Annotated in this window: 16 protein-coding genes; 6 read left to right on the top strand and 10 right to left on the bottom strand. The window is 61.4% G+C overall.

Annotated elements, in window-relative coordinates; translation table 11 throughout:
* Positions 1 to 441: S1 RNA-binding domain-containing protein (locus tag AC1DVH_RS20860; RefSeq protein ID WP_477755392.1), on the top strand; the 441-nt coding region annotated here is incomplete at its 5' end.
* Between the two features lie 236 nt (positions 442 to 677).
* Complete coding sequence (locus AC1DVH_RS20855) at positions 678 to 1610, top strand: DMT family transporter (RefSeq protein WP_477755391.1); 933 nt, start codon at positions 678 to 680, stop codon at positions 1608 to 1610.
* Here AC1DVH_RS20855 and AC1DVH_RS20850 read toward each other — a convergent pair.
* Positions 1555 to 2736 carry an MFS transporter gene (locus AC1DVH_RS20850; RefSeq protein WP_477755390.1) on the bottom strand — a complete coding sequence of 394 codons (1182 nt, stop codon included), beginning with the start codon at positions 2734 to 2736 and terminating at the stop codon, positions 1555 to 1557. The genes AC1DVH_RS20855 and AC1DVH_RS20850 overlap by 56 nt on opposite strands.
* A 104-nt stretch (positions 2737 to 2840) precedes the next feature.
* Here AC1DVH_RS20850 and ptrR point away from each other — a divergent pair, with 104 nt between their 5' ends.
* A complete protein-coding gene (ptrR, locus tag AC1DVH_RS20845; RefSeq protein ID WP_477755389.1) occupies positions 2841 to 3734 on the top strand; it encodes a putrescine utilization regulator PtrR in 894 nt (297 codons plus the stop codon).
* A 135-nt stretch (positions 3735 to 3869) separates the two neighbouring features.
* A complete protein-coding gene (locus AC1DVH_RS20840) occupies positions 3870 to 3998 on the top strand; it encodes a PA1414 family protein (RefSeq protein WP_263986899.1) in 129 nt (42 codons plus the stop codon).
* A gap of 86 nt (positions 3999 to 4084) precedes the next feature.
* Here AC1DVH_RS20840 and AC1DVH_RS20835 read toward each other — a convergent pair whose 3' ends face one another.
* From AC1DVH_RS20835 to speB, 6 genes are all read right to left on the bottom strand, one after another.
* Positions 4085 to 4336, bottom strand: a complete 252-nt coding sequence (locus tag AC1DVH_RS20835; protein WP_477755388.1) for an acyl carrier protein — start codon at positions 4334 to 4336, stop codon at positions 4085 to 4087.
* A gap of 72 nt (positions 4337 to 4408) precedes the next feature.
* Positions 4409 to 5134: an MBL fold metallo-hydrolase gene (locus AC1DVH_RS20830; protein ID WP_477755387.1), complete on the bottom strand. Its 726-nt coding sequence runs from the start codon at positions 5132 to 5134 to the stop codon at positions 4409 to 4411.
* A gap of 85 nt (positions 5135 to 5219) precedes the next feature.
* A complete protein-coding gene (locus tag AC1DVH_RS20825) occupies positions 5220 to 6557 on the bottom strand; it encodes a sodium:solute symporter family protein (RefSeq protein WP_477755386.1) in 1338 nt (445 codons plus the stop codon).
* Between the two features lie 79 nt (positions 6558 to 6636).
* The gene (locus AC1DVH_RS20820) at positions 6637 to 8148 is read right to left on the bottom strand and encodes a purine-cytosine permease family protein (protein WP_477755385.1); all 1512 of its coding nucleotides are present in this window, start codon (positions 8146 to 8148) and stop codon (positions 6637 to 6639) included.
* A 55-nt stretch (positions 8149 to 8203) separates the two neighbouring features.
* Positions 8204 to 8626 carry a YybH family protein gene (locus AC1DVH_RS20815; RefSeq protein WP_477755384.1) on the bottom strand — a complete coding sequence of 141 codons (423 nt, stop codon included), beginning with the start codon at positions 8624 to 8626 and terminating at the stop codon, positions 8204 to 8206.
* Positions 8627 to 8635: 9 nt separating this feature from the next.
* On the bottom strand, positions 8636 to 9586 hold the full coding sequence (speB, locus tag AC1DVH_RS20810) for an agmatinase (protein ID WP_477755383.1): 951 nt from the start codon (positions 9584 to 9586) through the stop codon (positions 8636 to 8638).
* A 234-nt stretch (positions 9587 to 9820) separates the two neighbouring features.
* Here speB and AC1DVH_RS20805 point away from each other — a divergent pair, with 234 nt between their 5' ends.
* Both AC1DVH_RS20805 and AC1DVH_RS20800 read left to right on the top strand, forming a co-directional pair.
* Positions 9821 to 10714, top strand: coding sequence for a LysR family transcriptional regulator (locus AC1DVH_RS20805; protein ID WP_007972518.1), 894 nt, complete (start codon positions 9821 to 9823; stop codon positions 10712 to 10714).
* Between the two features lie 5 nt (positions 10715 to 10719).
* The gene (locus AC1DVH_RS20800) at positions 10720 to 11316 is read left to right on the top strand and encodes a tRNA-uridine aminocarboxypropyltransferase (protein ID WP_477755382.1); all 597 of its coding nucleotides are present in this window, start codon (positions 10720 to 10722) and stop codon (positions 11314 to 11316) included.
* A 145-nt stretch (positions 11317 to 11461) separates the two neighbouring features.
* Here the strand turns inward: AC1DVH_RS20800 and AC1DVH_RS20795 are convergent, their stop codons facing one another.
* From AC1DVH_RS20795 to AC1DVH_RS20785, 3 genes are all read right to left on the bottom strand, one after another.
* A complete protein-coding gene (locus AC1DVH_RS20795) occupies positions 11462 to 12817 on the bottom strand; it encodes an HlyD family type I secretion periplasmic adaptor subunit (protein WP_477755381.1) in 1356 nt (451 codons plus the stop codon).
* Positions 12818 to 12826: 9 nt separating this feature from the next.
* Positions 12827 to 14986 (bottom strand): type I secretion system permease/ATPase, encoded by a 2160-nt coding sequence (locus AC1DVH_RS20790; protein WP_477755380.1) that lies wholly within the window; start codon positions 14984 to 14986, stop codon positions 12827 to 12829.
* A 137-nt stretch (positions 14987 to 15123) separates the two neighbouring features.
* Positions 15124 to 16482, bottom strand: coding sequence for a TolC family outer membrane protein (locus AC1DVH_RS20785; protein ID WP_477755379.1), 1359 nt, complete (start codon positions 16480 to 16482; stop codon positions 15124 to 15126).
* Positions 16483 to 16515 lie beyond the last annotated feature (33 nt).

The raw sequence follows: 16515 nt of genomic DNA, 5'->3' as shown, positions 1-16515 counted from the left end.
CGTCTGGACCGCTACCTGGACAAGACCCCGGCCAACTACACCGCGGGCCAGGAAGTGGATCTGCTGGTGGCCGAAGCCACGGACATGGGCTTCAAGGCCATCATCAACAACAAGCACTGGGGCCTGATCCACAAGAATGAAATCTTCAAGTTCATGCGCGCCGGTAAAGAAGAAAAGGGTTTCATCAAGGAAGTTCGCGCCGACGGCAAGATCAGCCTGAGCCTGCAACCGGTCGGCCAGGAAGCGGCCACCAGCCTGAACTCGAAGATCCTCGCCAAGTTGCGCGAAAACAACGGCAGCCTGGCGGTCAGCGACAAGAGCGATCCGGCGTTGATCAGCAGCCTGTTTGGTGTCAGCAAGGGCAACTTCAAGAAGGCCATTGGTGCATTGTACAAGAATGGCCAGATTGTCATTCATGCCGATCGTATCGAGCTCAGTTGACCCCACTCTGACGTGTAGGAGCTGCCGMAGGCTCGGTCCGCGCTCGGGCGATCTTTTGATCTTTAAAAATCAAGATCGCAGCCTTTGGCAGCTCCTACAGGGGCATTTTCTGGCCTACTGGTTAATAATCGACAACATGATTCATCGCCCTGGTGATTTCTTTTCAACGAGAAGGCCGGGGTTTTGCTTTTTTTCTGCCGAGTCTTTGCCATGGATTGTGTCTTCGAGGTGTTCCGGTGAGTGCCACCCGGCGCAGCGCCGACGGGTTTGCCCTGCAAGTGATGGTCGGGTTGTGCCTGGTCTGGGGCGTGCAGCAGGTGATGATCAAGTGGGCGGCGGCCGATATTGCGCCGGTGATGCAGGCGGCTGGACGTTCCGGCATGTCGGCGTTGCTGGTCGGGCTGCTGATCTGCTGGAAGGGCGGCTGGAACCAGGTGGGGACGACCTGGCGCGGCGGTCTGTTGGCCGGTGCCTTGTTCGGCCTGGAGTTCTTCTTCATTTCCGAAGGCCTGCAACTGACCACGGCGGCGCACATGTCGGTGTTTCTCTACACCGCGCCGATCTTCACTGCATTGGGTGTGCACTGGTTGTTGCCCAGTGAGCGTTTGCGGCCCTTGCAATGGCTGGGGATTGTCCTGGCCTTTATCGGGATTGCCATCGCGTTTGCCGGCGGGGTGTCCTGGGACAACCTTGATTACCGCATGTTGATGGGCGATGCCTTGGGTGTGCTGGCGGGTGCTGCCTGGGGCGCGACCACGGTAGTGGTGCGCGCCTCGCGCCTGTCGGAAGCGCCGGTGACCCTGACGCTGTTCTATCAGTTGATTGTCGGTTTCTTCGGATTGTTGTTGATTGCGCTGCTCAGCGGCCAGGTCACCCATGTCAGCCTGACCACCGTGGCGGTCGCCAGTGTGCTGTTTCAGGGCGTGATCGTGTCGTTCTTCAGTTACCTGATCTGGTTCTGGCTGCTGCGCCGGTACCTGGCGGCGAACCTCGCGGTGTTTTCGTTCATGACGCCGTTGTTCGGCGTCACGTTCGGTGTGGTGCTGCTGGGCGAGGCGCTGAGCCTGAACTTCGTCATCGGTGCCGTGCTGGTGTTGGCGGGCATCACCTTTGTCAGTGCTGAACAGTGGCTGCGCCGTCGTTTGCGCAAAGCCCTCGGTCAGCACTGACCGGCGCGAGCAACAGACCGCCGGCGAGCAACAGACCGCAGCCGGCGACCACCAGTGCCGGCTGCAAACCGCCACTGAAATGACTGCTCAGCGCCGCCAGCAATGGCCCGCTCAGTTGGCCCACGGCGAAGCAGGCCGTCAGCAGGCCGGCATTGCGCTGGGTAGCGTGGGGCGCCAGTTCCCGGGAACGCTGCATCACCAGTTGCATGCAAGCCAGGAATGGCGTGCCGCACAGGATCACACCCAACGCCAGACCTGGCCCGTTGCCCAGCAGGCAGGCGAACACGCCGGCGGCTTGCAGCCATAACGTCGCCATCAACCAGTGACGCGTTGCTCCCGGCCTTTGGCGACGCAGACTCACCAGCACCACACCCGTGGCAGCCGCCAAGCCAAAGCACGGCCAGAACAGGTCGGCCTGCCATTGGCCATGGAATTGCGCGTTGGCCATCTGCGACAGAAAGGTCGCCGGGATGATGTAGCCCAATCCGTACAAGCCATAGATCCAGCCCAGACGACCGATGCCTTGGGTGTGCGATGCGTTGGCGCTGGGCGCAGCAGTCGCGGTTGTGTCCGGTTGTGGCAGGAATGGCAGGATCCCCAGCAGCATCGCCAGCCCTGTGGCGGCGTACACCAGCCACAAGGTGGCGGAAGTCTGGCCCAGCAGGTTCGAGCCCAGGGCCAACAAACCTGTCAGAAAAATCCCCAAACCCGGTCCGGCGAAGACCAGGGCGCCTGATCGTGGGCGACCGGCCGCTGCCGCGAGCGGCTGGCTCAGGGCGGTGATCATCACCAGCACCCAGGCGCTGGCCACACCGGTGCCGAAGCGCAGCAGCAGGTGCGACCAGAAACCATTGGCCCAGAACGACGCCAGGGTCAGCAGTACGCAGAGCCACAACCCGCCCAGCAAGCGCCGGCGCACTTGCGCGGGACGCCGGGAGAACATGGCGTCCACCGCGCCGATGAAATAACCGAGGTAATTGGCGGCGGCAATCAGTCCGGCGGCGGTCAGGTCGATCTGACCTTCGCTGAGCAGGTGCGGCAGTTGCGGTGTCAGGGCAAAACGGCCGATGCCCATGGCCATCATCAGGGCAACGAAACTGGCGGATAAGCGAATCAAGGGAGACATGGTCTGGATTCCGTTCAGAGGATCGATGACCGTCAGGCTAGGATTGATTGACTTTCTTTAAAAATGAATAATAGTGAGTAACTTGTTCTTTTTTGGAGAATGCCGTGGAATTCAGCCAATTGCGCATCTTCCAGGCGGTGGCGCAAGAAGGGTCCATCACCCGGGCCGCCGAACGGCTGCATCGAGTGCCGTCGAACCTGTCGACCCGGCTCAAACAGCTGGAGGAGCAACTGGGTGTCGAACTGTTCCTGCGCGAGCGTCAGCGCTTGCAGTTGTCGCCTGCGGGAAAAGTCCTGCTGGACTACACGGCCAAACTGTTTGCCTTGCGCGACGAAGCCAGCGCGGCAGTGCAGGGCGGGCAACCGGCGGGCGACTTCGTGCTCGGCACCATGTACAGCACGGCGGCGATTCATCTTCCGCGGCTATTGGCGCGCTATCACCGCCTGTATCCGGCCGTGAACCTGCAAGTGCAATCCGGGCCCAGCGGTGAATTGCTCGAAGGCCTGCTCACCGGCCGACTCGATGCGGCACTGGTGGATGGCCCCATGGAACTGGCCGGGCTCGACGGGGTGCCCTTGTGCGAAGAGCGCCTGGTGCTGATCAGCGAGGCCGATCATCCGCCCGTGCGCAGCGCGCTGGATGTGCAAGGTCGTTCGGTGTTCACCTTTCGCCAGGGCTGCTCCTACCGCATGCGCCTGGAGGCCTGGTTCGCCCATGACCACGCGGCCATGGGCCGGGCGATGGAGATCGAGTCCTATCCGGGGATGCTGGCGTGTGTGATTGCCGGTTCCGGTGTGGCGCTGATGTCGGAGTCGATGCTCGCCAGCCTGCCGGGCCGTGAGAGTGTGGCAGTGCATCCGTTGGCCGAGCCGTTCGCCAGCGCTACCACTTGGCTGATGTGGCGCAAGGGCATGGTCGGGGCCAACCTGAATGCCTGGATCGAGCAACAACAGGTGGTTTTTCCTACGGCACAGGTGCAGGCGCGGGAAATTGCCTGAACACAGGCTGATTGTGATGGATTCAGTAACAGATCATTGCGACTTTGCGCGAGCATTGCACGGGACTTCGGACTATTATCTGTGCGAAGGGGCTAGAGAATTTTGGCCGCTCGGCACTACCCTGAAGGGGGCACCATGAAAGAGAAAATTCAAAACTGGCTGCATGACCTGGGCGTGGCTCTCGGTTTGATCGAACCGCCAATGCAACCCGTGCCTGTTCGTACTGACGACGAACAGCGTCGGCGCCAGCAGCGACGCCGGTAATGGCAGATAACATCTGACAGGTGAAAGGTTTTCCGTGGCGAGGGAGCAATCTCCCTTGCCGCTTCGTGTACGTTTGATCAGCAGCCTTAGTACCGCCCGATCTCCAGCAAGAACCGGCTCAAATCATTCGCCGTCCTGGCGGATTTCAGCATCCGGTCTTCTTCCACGGTAAACGCCGTTACACCCAGCTCATCTTCCAGATGGAAGATCAGTTCTTCGATATCTTCTTTATCCAGTCCCAACTGCGCCAGGCTGGCGTTGTCGTCGAAGTCATCCCGGCCTTCCAGCAGGCGGCTGATGTAGCGGTGCACGACAGTACGAACGGCAGTTTTTTTCATGAGCGTTCTTCGAGGAGGAGGCGGTTTTGTTCTCCGTGCCGGAGCAGTTCCTGCCGTTGAGTACAGCAGGCTTTAGCCGTGTGAGCGCTGCCATTCGTCAATCATGTTGCGCAAATGCTCCCCGGAAAAACTGCCGAAATGCCCGCCATGCACCGTGCGGATCGACAGCTCACGCAAGCGTTGCAGGCTGCGCGCGTAGTCATCGAGGTTGGAGTGGTAGGCGTCTTCGATCAGCGGGCCGTCGTAGATGATGTCGCCGCTGAACAAGGTCTCGGTGGCGGCTTCGTACAGGCAGATGCCGCCCGGTGAGTGCCCCGGTGTGTGCACGACCTGCAACACCCGATTGCCCAGGTCCAGCACATCTCCATCTTCGACAAACCCCGTGGCCGGTGCGGCCTTGACCCGGTATTCGGCGTAGCACAGCGGGCAATCAGGGTGCGCCTCGAACATGTCGTCGCCGACAAAGGCTTTGCTCAGGTCGTTGTCGCCATTGGGCGCGGCGAGAATGTCCGCCTCGGCCGGGTGCACCAGTCGTTCAGCGAACTCGTGATGACCGGCGATGTGATCGAAATGGCAGTGGCTGGCCACCGCCACCAGCGGCCGCTCGGTGATCCACGGCAGTTGCTCGCGCAGGCTGACCAGGCCCGAGCCGCTGTCCAGCAGCAGGTCTTTGTCACGACCCTGGATGTGCCAGAGGTTGCAGCGGTAGAAGGGGCGGATGTACGGCTCGTGAATCAGGCGGATGCCGTCACTGAGCGGTTTCACTTCGAACCACTGGTCGCGAGAAACAATCTTCATAAAATGTTTTCTCCAGACGAAAAAAAACGAGTATGGCAACCGACGCCACACTCGTCGAAGAAAAAGTCATTCCATTCTTTTCAGTTTAGGCAGCGCTGGCCACAGTCTCCGGGCGACGGGACAGCAGGCTGACCACCACGAAACTCACCAGGCCTACACCGAGGCTGTAGTAGATCGGGGTGTTGGCATCCAGACCGTCCTTGAACATGAACAGCAGCGCGGTGGCGAAGCCCATGCCCATGCTGGCGATAGCGCCGGCGGTGGTAGCGCGCTTCCAGAAAATCGCACCCATCAGCGGGATCAGCATGCCGCCGACCAACAGGTTGTAGGCCAGGGTCAGGGCGCTGATCACGTCGTTCACGATCAGAGCGATGCCCAGTACCACGATGCCGGTCAACAGGGTGAACAGGCGGTTGATCGCCAGGCTCGACTGTTTGCCGCCACGCAGTTTCGGCAGCAGGTCTTCGGTCAGGGTGGTAGCAGCGGCCAGCAGGCCGGCGCTGGCGGTGGACATCATGGCGGCCAGTGCGGCAGCGATCACCAAGCCACGGATACCGTCCGGCAGGGACAGTTTGACGATGGCGGCGAAGGCGTTGTTGACGTTGTCCAGGTCCGGGATAAGTACGTGGGCAGCCATGCCGATCAGGGCACAGGCCAGGCCGTAGAGGATGCAGTAGATACCGGCCGCGGTACCGGCAACCTGAGCCACTTTGGCGGTCTTGACGGTGAACACCCGTTGCCAGATGTCCTGGCCGATCAGGATGCCGAAGAAGTAGATCATGAAGTAGGTGATGATGGTGTCCCAACCGATGGTGGTGAAGCTGAAGCTCGCCGCCGGCAGTTTCAACACCAACTCATCCCAGCCGCCAACGCGGTACAGGCAGATTGGCAACAGGATGAACATCAGGCCTACGGTCTTGATGATGAACTGGACGATGTCGGTCAGGGTCAGCGACCACATGCCGCCGATGGCGGAGTAGATCACCACTACGCCGCCGCCGAGCAGTACCGAGATCCAGAACGGCAGGCCGAACAGCACTTGCAGAACGGTGCCGATCGCCAGGATCGAGGTCACGCCGATCATCAGCGCGTAGGCCAGCATGATCACCGCGCTCGCGGAGCGGGCCATCGGGTTGTAGCGTTTTTCCAGCACCTGGGTAACGGTGTAGATCTTCAGTTTCAGCAACGGTTTGGCGAGGAACAGGTTCAGCGCGACGATCCCGCAACCAAGGGCCGCACACAGCCAGAAACCGGAGATGCCATGCACGTAGCCCAGACGCACGGTGCCCACGGTGGACGCGCCGCCCAGAACGGTGGCAGCCATGGTGCCCATGTACAGGCTTGGGCCGAGGTTACGACCGGCGACCAAGAAGTCTTCGTTGGTCTTGGCCTTGCGCATGCCGTAGTAGCCGAGTATCAGCATCGCGGCGGCGTAGATGAAGAACGATGACGCGGTTTGCCTGATTCGCGAGCAGGCTCGCTCCCACAGGTAGTGCGTTTAATCAGGCGGCTTGACGCAGCGCCGGTTTAGCGAGCGAATCCGTGCTCTTGCTGCGAAGGTCGTTCGGGCCGAACACTTCGCGTGGTTCCGGGAACAGGCTCAGCAACGCCAGGTACACCACCGAGGCCAGGCCCAGGGTCACTGGCAGGCTGATGTCGATACCGCCGGCCATTTCGCCCAGTGGCCCGACGAACTGACCCGGCAGGTTGACGAAGCACAGGCCGACGGCCGCGCTCGGGATCCAGGCGCCCAGGCCACGCCAGTTCCAGCCGTGGGTGAACCAGTAGCGGCCACCTTTCTCGCCGCGGGTGAACACTTGCAGGTCATCCGGGCAGTAGAAGCCGCGACGCACCAGCAGGCCGATGATCATGATCACCATCCACGGGGTGGTGCAGGTGATGATCAGCACGGCGAAGGTCGACACGCTCTGCACCAGGTTGGCCGCGAAGCGCCCGATGAAGATGAAGGCAATCGACATCACACCGATCAGCAGCGTGGCCTTGACCCGCGACAGCACCCGTGGGAATACGCTGGACATGTCCAGGCCGGTGCCATAGAGCGAAGTGGTGCCGGTGGACATGCCGCCGATCACCGCAATCAGGCACACCGGCAGGAAGAACCAGCTCGGCGATACCGCCAGCAGGCCGCCGACATAGTTGTTGGCCGCGATGTAGTCCGGTGCCTTGATCGCTACGATGGTGGCGGTGGTCAGGCCGAACAGGAACGGGATGAACGTCGCGATCTGCGAAATCACCACCGCCGCCATGATCCGGCGCTTGGAAGTGTCACGCGGAATGTAGCGCGACCAGTCGCCGAGGAACGCACCGAAGGAAATCGGGTTGCTCATTGCCACCAGCGCAGCGCCAATGAACGCAGCCCAGAAACCGGGTTGCCCCATGTTGACGGTGCCGGCGTAGTTCACATCGAAGGGACCGGCGAAGGCGAAGATGCCCAGCAGGAACAGCAGGCTGGCACTCCACACCGCGATCTTGTTGACCCACAGCAGGAAGCGGAAGCCATAGATGCACACGGTCAGTACCAGGATCGCGAACAGACCGTAGGCCAGGCCCAGGGTCAGGTCGGTTTCCGGCAGGCCGATCAGGCGTTTGGCGCCACCGATCAGCGCATCACCCGAACTCCACACCGAGAGCGAGAAGAAGGCGATGGCGGTCAACAGCGACAGGAACGAGCCGACGATCCGCCCGTGCACGCCGAAGTGCGCACCGGAGGACACGGCGTTGTTCGTGCCGTTGATCGGGCCGAACAGGCCCATTGGCGCGAGGATCAGCGAGCCCAGCAATACGCCCAGCACAATCGCCCAGACGCCCGCCTGGAACGACAGGCCGAACAGTACCGGGAAGCTGCCGAGAACGGCGGTGGCAAAGGTGTTGGAACCACCGAAGATCATCCGGAACAAGTCCGTCGGGCCTGCGGTGCGTTCGTTGTCCGGGATCTGTTCGACCCCGTGGGTTTCAATTTGCGTAAGGCTTTGGTCTTTGTTGTTGTTATTCATGATCAGCTCCGATCATAAAGGCGCGCTCATCGTGCGTGAGCGTCACCTGTGTTGGCTAAGGGGGTGGCAGCCCTTCCGGCATCGCGGACAAATGTTCGTGACAGGCCAGCCATAGGCCTTGTTGTTCTTGGCCAGACGCTTGTTTCTTGAAAACAATCGTCTCGCGCTCCTGGCTAAAGTGCTGCTCCCCTTGCATGCGCAACTCGGTGGCTACGTCATGGATGAAAATCGCCACGTCACCCTGCAGGCTGACGAAAGCGTTGCTTGAGGTGCACGAGAGCACCTCGAAGCCATCCTCGCAGCGCCAGCCGTCCCACATCGCCTGATAGGCGTCGCGTGACAGCAGGGGCTGTTCGAGGGTGTAGAAGACGAAGCTGGCATCGGTGCTAAACGCACCGAAGTAGGCTTCGCGATCGTTACGGGCAAAAGCGGACACCAGATCGGCGGCGGCTTTCAAAACCTGATCACGTTCGTTCATGAACCATCCTCAGCGATGGACTACGCCAGGCAGTACGCAGAGCATTTCGTACAGCAGGTTGGCGGCCAGCAGCGAGGTGTTGCCGGTGGTGTCGTAAGCGGGCGAGACTTCTACCAGATCGCAACCGACCAGGTCGAGGCCTTGGCAGCCACGAACGATCTCGATCGCCTGAATGGTCGTCAAGCCGCCGATTTCCGGGGTGCCGGTACCAGGTGCCCAGGCCGGGTCGATGCCGTCGATGTCGAAGCTCAGGTACACCGGGCCGCCGCCGACTTTCTCGCGGACTTCAGCCATCAAAGGCTCCAGCGATTTGTGCCAGCACTCTTCGGCCTGAACCACGCGGAAGCCCTGGTTGCGGCTCCAGTTGAAGTCATCAGCGGTGTAGCCCTGGGCGCGCAGGCCGATCTGCACGACACGGTCCGGGTCCAGCAGGCCTTCTTCAACGGCGCGACGGAAGGTGGTGCCGTGGGCGATTTTCTCGCCGAACATGTGATCGTTCACATCGGCGTGGGCGTCGATGTGCACCAGGCCGACCTTGCCGTGCTTCTTATGGATGGCACGCAGGATCGGCAGGGTGATGGTGTGGTCGCCGCCCAGGGTCAGGGGGATCACGTTGTGTTCGAGGATGTCGTCGTAGGCTTCTTCGATGATGCGTACGGCGTCCAGCAGGTTGAAGGTGTTGATCGCCACGTCGCCGATGTCGGCAACCGACAGCGAATCGAACGGCGCAGCACCGGTGGCCATGTTGTAAGGACGGATCATCACCGATTCGGCGCGGATATCGCGAGGCCCGAAACGGGTGCCAGGGCGCAGGGAGGTACCGATGTCCAGCGGCACGCCTACGAAGGCAGCGTCCAGGCCGGCAGCAGTTTGCAAGTGGGGGAGTCGCATCATGGTGGCGATGCCGCCGAAGCGCGGCATTTCGTTGCCGCCCAGTGGTTGGTGAAGAATCTTGTCCACGGGTAAGGCCTCATCGTCGTTGTTTTATTTATTGGGTTGCGCCGTTCACGGGAGTACGGGCGAACCTTGTGGCGCCGATTCTGCGAAATGTAGTGGCCGGGAAGAATCGCTACGGGCAAATACTTAGTTCAGATTTTTCTAAACTAATGTGCGCGAGGTCGATAGACTTCACCGCAACACGAAAGCTGCAGATAAACCTGTAGGAGCTGCCGCGACCCAGAGTTTGGAGTACCCATGGCCAACGCTTTACCCGACCTGAAACTATTGCGCATCTTCGTCAGCGTGGTGCGCCATCAGGGATTCGCCAACGCCCAGCAGGAGCTCAATCTCTCGACGTCGGCCATCAGCACCTACATGAGCCAGCTCGAAGCAGCCCTCGGCCTGGTGCTGTGTCATCGCGGTCGTGGTGGTTTCAGCCTGACCAGCAAGGGCGAGTTGTTCCATCAGGAAACCTTGCGCCTGTTGGGCGAACTCGAAGGCTTCGAGCAGTATGCCGCCGCCCTCAAGGGCGAGTTGCGCGGTACCTTGAACCTTGGGGTGATCGACTCCACCGTCAGCGACAAGGCCCTGCCGTTCGCCGAAGCCATCGGCGCCTACAGCCAGGAGCACCCGGCGGTGCACTTGCACCTGTCGGTGATGAGCCCTTACGAATTGCAACTCGGGGTGCAGGACAACCGTCTCGACCTGGCCATCGGCGCGTTTTCCACGCGCATGAGCGGCCTGGTGTACATGCCGCTGTACCGTGAACAACACTGGTTGTATTGCAGCACGCGGCATCCGCTGTTCAACGAGCGGCGCATTCCCGAGCAAGTCATCACCCAGCAGCGCATGGTCGGTCGCGGCTACTGGAGCCAGGCCGAACTGGCGCGTCACGGCTTCAAGCACAGCGCCGCGACGGTAGAAAGTATGGAGGCCCAGTTGATTCTGGTGCTGTCCGGCGCCTACATCGGCTACCTGCCGGAGCACTACGCCCAGGCCTGGGCCGACAAGGGTGACCTGCGGGTGTTGCTGCCGGCGACCTTCGGTTATCAGGCGCCGTTCTCGATGATCGTGCGCCGGGGCCGTAGCCGCGAGCCGCTGATCCAGACGTTCCGCGACTTGCTTAAAGCCCAACTCAATCAGGCCTGAAGAAGATGCCCAGAATCCAGTGCCCGCGCTGCCTGCGCCCGCAAAGCCACTGCCTGTGCCCATTGATCCCGAGCCTCGACAGCCGCACCCGGGTGTTGCTGTTGCAGCATCCGAGCGAAGTGAACCATGCGCTGAATACCGCGCGGCTGGCGGCGTTGGGTCTGAACAATGCCGAGCTGATCGTTGGGGAAGTGTTCGAGGATTTGCCGACGTTGTTGAACCGGCCGGGGTATCGGGCGCGGTTGCTGTTTCCCGGCGAAGATGCCCAGCCGATGCAGGCTTGTGCCGCGACAGACGAACCGTTGTTACTGGTTGTCCCGGACGGCACCTGGCGCAAGGTGCGCAAGTTGCTGCACCTCAATCCGCTGCTGGCGGCGTTGCCGAGGGTGATGCTGGCAGAGGGCGGTGTGTCGCGCTATCGCCTGCGCAAGGCGCCGGGGCCGGGGGCGTTGTCGACGGTGGAGGCGATTGTGCAGGCGCTGGAAACCCTCGAAGCACCGACTTCGTTTGCGCCGTTGCTGAAGCCATTCGAGGCGTTGATCGAGGGGCAGATTGCGGCGATGGGGGAGGAGGTTTACCAGCGTAATCATTCTGAAAAATGATCGGTGGTCTTGCTGGCCTCATCGCGAGCAAGCTCGCTCCCACAGTGTCCGTGTCGTACACAAAATCTGCAAACACCACAAAACCTGTGGGAGCGAGCTTGCTCGCGATAGCGGCAGATCAGTCACCGCAGATTCTGGATACTGCCTACCGCTCCCGCATCGCCTCGGTCCGCGCCTTCAACACCGGTTTAAGCAGGTAATCGAGCACCGTTTTCTCCCCGGTAATAATGTCCACCGTCGCCACCATCCCCGGGATGATCAGCAGTGGTTTGGCGTCCCCGCCCAAATGGTTTTTATCGGTGCGCACCTGAATCAGATAGAAGCTGTTGCCCTTGTCGTCGGTGATGGTGTCGGCGCCGATCAACTCCAGTTTGGCGCTCAGGCCGCCGTAAATGGTGTAGTCGTAGGCACTGAACTTGACCATGGCTTTCTGGCCCGGATGCAGGAATGCAACGTCCTGCGGGCGGACCTTGGCTTCGATCAGCAGGTTGTCTTCCAGCGGCACGATTTCCACCATGTCGCTGCCGGGCTGGACCACGCCGCCGATGGTGTTGACCTTCAACACCTTGATGATGCCGTGAACCGGGGAGACCACGGTGGTACGGGTCACGCGGTCGTCGATGGCGATGCTCGATGCGGTGATTTTCGACAGGTCGGTGCGTTTCTCATTCAGTTCTTTGGCAGCTTCCGAGCGGAAGGTTTGTTCCGACTCGTCGATCTTGCTTTTGATCTCGTTGATYGCCGATTCSGCYCGSGGAATCGCCAGGGTGGTGGCGTTCAACGAGCCACGTATTTCCACGGCGCTGCGTTTGAGGCGCAGGATTTCCACCGGTGACACCGCGCCAGTGCCTACCAGCGGCATGGACATGTTCATTTCCTGTTGCAGCAGCGCCAGGCTGGAGCTGAACTGCCCCTGTTTCGAGCGGAACTCTGCCAGCTCCTGGGTTTTTTGCCGAAGTTGCTCGGTCAGGGTGCGCTGTTCGCTGGCCAGTCGGCGTTGCCGCTGCTCGTACAGCGAGCGCTCGTCTTCTGCCACTTGCGGAGCCTTGGCGATCACTTCTTCTGACAATTTGAACGGCCGGCCTTCGGCTTCGGCCGAAAGCCGTTCGACCTGCGCGGTCAAGGCATAACGATCGGCTTCGCTTTCGCCCTTGTTCGACAGATAGCGGGTGTCATCCAGGCGCAGCAAAGTGTCGCCCTTGTTCACCATTTGCCCTTCACGGACGAAAATTTCAGTGACGATGCCGCCCTCCAGGTTCTGGATCACCTGGACTTTGCTCGACGGAATCGCCTTGCCTTCGCCCATGGTCACTTCCTGCAACACGGCGAATCTGGCCCAGACCAGTGCGCTGACCACCAGCGCGGCGGCCAGCCACACGGTGATGCGCGACCAGCGCGGTGAGTCCTGCAACGAGGCGCCGGCGGTTTCCGGCATGAACTCGGTTTCGGCACTTTTGTTGAAACTGTCGAAGTAGCCGCGAGATCCTCGATGGGCAGACATGGACGACTCCTAGACAGCGGCAGAGCCGACACGGCCCTTGCGCAGTGCATCGATGACCGCTTCTTTCGGACCGTCGGCGACGATCCGTCCGTTGTCCAGCACCACCAACCGGTCCACCAGGCTCAGCATCGAAGTGCGGTGGGTCACCAGCAGGAGAGTTTTGCCCTGGACCCAGCCGTGAAGTTTTTGCCGCAGGACGTCTTCGCTGCTGTTGTCCATGGCGCTGGTGGGCTCGTCGAGCAGCATGATGGGCGGGTCGAGCAACATGGACCGGGCCATCAATACGGCCTGGCGCTGGCCGCCGGACAGCAGTTGCCCGCGTTCGCCCACGGGCCGGTCGAAGCCTTGCGGGTGTTGCCGGGCCAGTTCGGTGACGCCGGTCATTTCCGCCACTTCGAGCATGCGTGAGTCACTGATGTAGCGCGCGCCGAGGGTCAGGTTGTCGCGCAGGCTGCCGGCCAGCAGCGGCAGGTCGTGCGCGACGTAACCGATTTGATGGCGCAGATCGGCGACGTCCAGTTGCCGCAGGTCCAGGCCATCGAGCAGCAACTGGCCTTCATCCGGTTCGTAGAAGCCCATCACCAGTCGCGCCAGGGTGCTTTTGCCTGAGCCACTGCGGCCGATAATGCCGATGCGCTCCCCGGGTTTCACGCTGAAGCTGATATTGGCCAGGGCGGGAGCACTCTGGCCGTTGTAGTGGAAGGTCACGCCGACAACATCCAGCGCGCCTTGCAGTTGGGTGCGCTCCAGTGGCCGTTGTCTGGCATCGCGCTCCTGAGGCAGGCCCATCAGCGCATCGGTGCTTTTCATGGTCAGTTGCGCTTGCTGGTAGCGGGTGATCAGGCCGGCGATCTGTCCCAGCGGCGCCAGCACCCGGCTGCCGAGCATGTAGCTGGCCACCAGGGCACCGACGCTGAGGTTGCCGGCGATGATGCTGTAGACCCCGGCGACGATGGTCGCCATGCCGGACAGTTGCTGGATGAACAGCGTGCCGTTGGTGGCCAGGGCCGAGAGGTTGCGCGCATGGCTGTCGAGGCGGGTGAGGGCGCCGTGGGTGCTTTCCCATTTGTGCTGGCGCTCGCTTTCGGCGCTGCAGGCCTTGAGGGTTTCCAGGCCGCTGAGGGTTTCGATCAGCAGTGCCTGGCGTTCGGCGCCGAGGCTGAGGCTTTTCTGTACGGTGTCGCGCAGGCGTACCTGGATCACCATGGCGAAGATGATGGTGATGGGAAACGCCAGTATCGGGATCATCACCAGCCAGCCACCGAGCAGGCCGATCACCAGCAGCATCAGCAGGCAGAAGGGCAGGTCGATCAGGCTGGTGAGGGTCACGGCGGTGAGAAACTCCCGCAGGCCCTGGAAGTCATGAATGCTTTGGGCAAAACCCCCGATGGTCGCCGGCCGCGCTTTCATCGCCATGCCGGTGATGCGCTCGAACAGGGTGGCTGACAGGATCACGTCGGTTTTCTTGCCGGCGGTATCCAGCAAGTGCGCGCGCACGACCCGCAGCACCAGTTCGAAAACGGTGCCGATCAGCAGACCGATCGCCAGCACCCACAAAGTCGAAGTGGCCTGGTTCGGCACCACGCGGTCGTAGGTCTGCATCACGAACAGCGGCACCATCAGGCCCAGCAGGTTGATCAGGAAGCTCGCCAGGATCGCATCGCTGTACAGCCATTTCGACAGCTTCAGCGTATCGCGAAACCAGGCCTGGACCCGAGGCACCAGCGGCGAGCGCAAGTCTTCGAGTTCGTGGCGTGGCCGGGCAAACAACGCTTGGCCACTGTAGTGTTCGGCCAGCTCCTCGGGGCTGAGCCATTGTTCGCCGCCGTCGGCTTCGCTGGGCAGGATCAGTACCTTGCCGTCCTCGCCATAACGGCGCAGGACGGCCGTGCGGCCGTTGTTGAGCAACAGCAGCACAGGCAGGTTGAGCGCGGAGATGTCTTTGAGGTCGCGGCGCAGCAAGCGCGCCTGCAAACCGGCCCGGGCCGCTGCGCGGGGCAACAGGTCCAGGCTCAGGCGTTGGTGTGCCATGGGCAGCCCGGCACTCAGGCTGGCGCGGCTGACCGCCGCGCCGTGGAGTTTGCAGAGGATCAGCAGACCGTCCAGAAGCGGGTCATCGAAGCTCAGGCGTGGATCGACACCGGTATTGCCGGGTTCCATGCTGGTCATTGAACCCTCCCGTTGCTCTACGGCAATTGACAGATATCTGCATATCTCACTGTAGGAGCTGCCGCAGGCTGCGATCTTTTGACTTTGCTTWWRARCAATCAAGATCAAAAGATCGCAGCCTGCGGCAGCTCCTACAGTTATTTCATTTCAGGTAGACGCGCTTCGTTTTTCACTTCGGTCTGGGCGATCGCATCGGCGGGCAGTACGACCCGTTGTTTGCTCAACAACTGGCCCATGTTCGCCAGGACTCGGTACATCGAAAACTCTTCGGTGTAGCGCACTTCGGTGTAGCGACGGTTGGCGTTGTAGAGTTCGTTTTCACTGTCGAGCAGGTCCAGCAGGGTCCGTTGACCGAGGCCGAACTGATCCTGGTAGGCGATGCGTACGCGTTTGCTGGTGTCGGCGTATTCACGGGCGGTCGGGGTTTGTTTCTTGGCATTGACCATGGCGTTCCAGGCCAGGTGAATGTTCTCGTTGAGCTGGCGCAGGGCATTGTTACGAATGTCCATGGCCTGGTTGATCTTGTGCGAGTCGGAGGCCAGGCGCGCCTTGTCGCTGCCACCGCGGAACAGGTTGTAGTTCATTAATACACCGACCCGCCATTCATTGTCGTGACCTACATCACCCTGCACGTTGTTGTTCGCGCCCACGGCGGCCTCGGCGTCGAAGCGTGGGTAGAACGGCGACTTGGCGACCTCGTACTGGCTTTCGGCCGATTGCACGTCGGCCTGGGCGGATTTCAGGTAAGGGTTGTTTTCCACCATGCTCTGCTGGGCTTCGGGCAGGGAAGTGGGGACTTCGCCGCGAATCGACGGCGGGGTTTCGAGCTCATCGGGCATACGCCCCACAACGGCGTAGAAGTTCGACTCGGCGTCAGCCAGATCGACTTCGGCGGTGTCGAGGTTGTTTTCTGCCAGTGCCCGGCGAGCCGAGGACTGGTCGGCATCGGCGTTGCTGCCCACGCCGCGCTGGGTGCGCAGGCCGATCTGGTCGTTGACCCGCAAGTGCGCTTGCAGGTTGTTCTTGGCCAGTGTCACCAGTTCGCGGCGCTTGAGCACTTCGAGGTAAACCTCGGTGGTGCGCAGGGCCAGGTCCTGAGCCGTACCTTGAGCGTAATAGGCTCGCGAGTTGACCACGCCCTGGGTGCGCCCGACTTCATTGGCAGTGTTGAATCCGTCGAAGAGCATTTGCCGCAGACGCAATTCCGACTGGGTGTAGTTGAGGGTTTCGGTGTGGTGATTGCCGAACGCCCGGGTATTGGTGTTATCGCTGTACCCGCGTCCGTAGGCGGCGTTCAGATCAACCGATGGATAAAACCCCCCTTTGGCGACCTTCACGTCCTCATCAGCCGACAGACGGCTGTCCACCCGCGATGCCAGCTCCGGGTGGGTCGCGATGGTGCTCTGGATTGCGTCGGTCAGCGTCATGGCCTGGGCCTGGGACGAGCAGGCCATGGCCAAGAGAACCGCGCTGCAGAGGGGGGTTAATAGGCGCATGGTGCATCTCCCTGATTCCTGATGGTGCTTATC

The sequence above is a fragment of the Pseudomonas sp. P4_C3 genome, from assembly GCF_056402075.1.
The sequence above is the reverse complement of the archived record's forward strand: the minus strand, read 5'-3'. Positions and strand labels throughout refer to the sequence as shown.

What these genes read in the sequence shown, in the direction of transcription:
- AC1DVH_RS20800 (WP_477755382.1), top strand. Translation starts at nt 10,720, where the DNA reads ATGCCCAGAATCCAGTGCCCGCGCTGCCTGCGCCCGCAAAGCCACTGC.
- AC1DVH_RS20850 (WP_477755390.1), bottom strand. Translation starts at nt 2,736, where the DNA reads ATGTCTCCCTTGATTCGCTTATCCGCCAGTTTCGTTGCCCTGATGATG.
- AC1DVH_RS20815 (WP_477755384.1), bottom strand. Translation starts at nt 8,626, where the DNA reads ATGAACGAACGTGATCAGGTTTTGAAAGCCGCCGCCGATCTGGTGTCC.
- AC1DVH_RS20805 (WP_007972518.1), top strand. Translation starts at nt 9,821, where the DNA reads ATGGCCAACGCTTTACCCGACCTGAAACTATTGCGCATCTTCGTCAGC.
- AC1DVH_RS20830 (WP_477755387.1), bottom strand. Translation starts at nt 5,134, where the DNA reads ATGAAGATTGTTTCTCGCGACCAGTGGTTCGAAGTGAAACCGCTCAGT.
- AC1DVH_RS20820 (WP_477755385.1), bottom strand. Translation starts at nt 8,148, where the DNA reads ATGAATAACAACAACAAAGACCAAAGCCTTACGCAAATTGAAACCCAC.
- AC1DVH_RS20825 (WP_477755386.1), bottom strand. Translation starts at nt 6,557, where the DNA reads ATGCTGATACTCGGCTACTACGGCATGCGCAAGGCCAAGACCAACGAA.
- AC1DVH_RS20785 (WP_477755379.1), bottom strand. Translation starts at nt 16,482, where the DNA reads ATGCGCCTATTAACCCCCCTCTGCAGCGCGGTTCTCTTGGCCATGGCC.
- AC1DVH_RS20790 (WP_477755380.1), bottom strand. Translation starts at nt 14,986, where the DNA reads ATGACCAGCATGGAACCCGGCAATACCGGTGTCGATCCACGCCTGAGC.
- AC1DVH_RS20840 (WP_263986899.1), top strand. Translation starts at nt 3,870, where the DNA reads ATGAAAGAGAAAATTCAAAACTGGCTGCATGACCTGGGCGTGGCTCTC.
- AC1DVH_RS20835 (WP_477755388.1), bottom strand. Translation starts at nt 4,336, where the DNA reads ATGAAAAAAACTGCCGTTCGTACTGTCGTGCACCGCTACATCAGCCGC.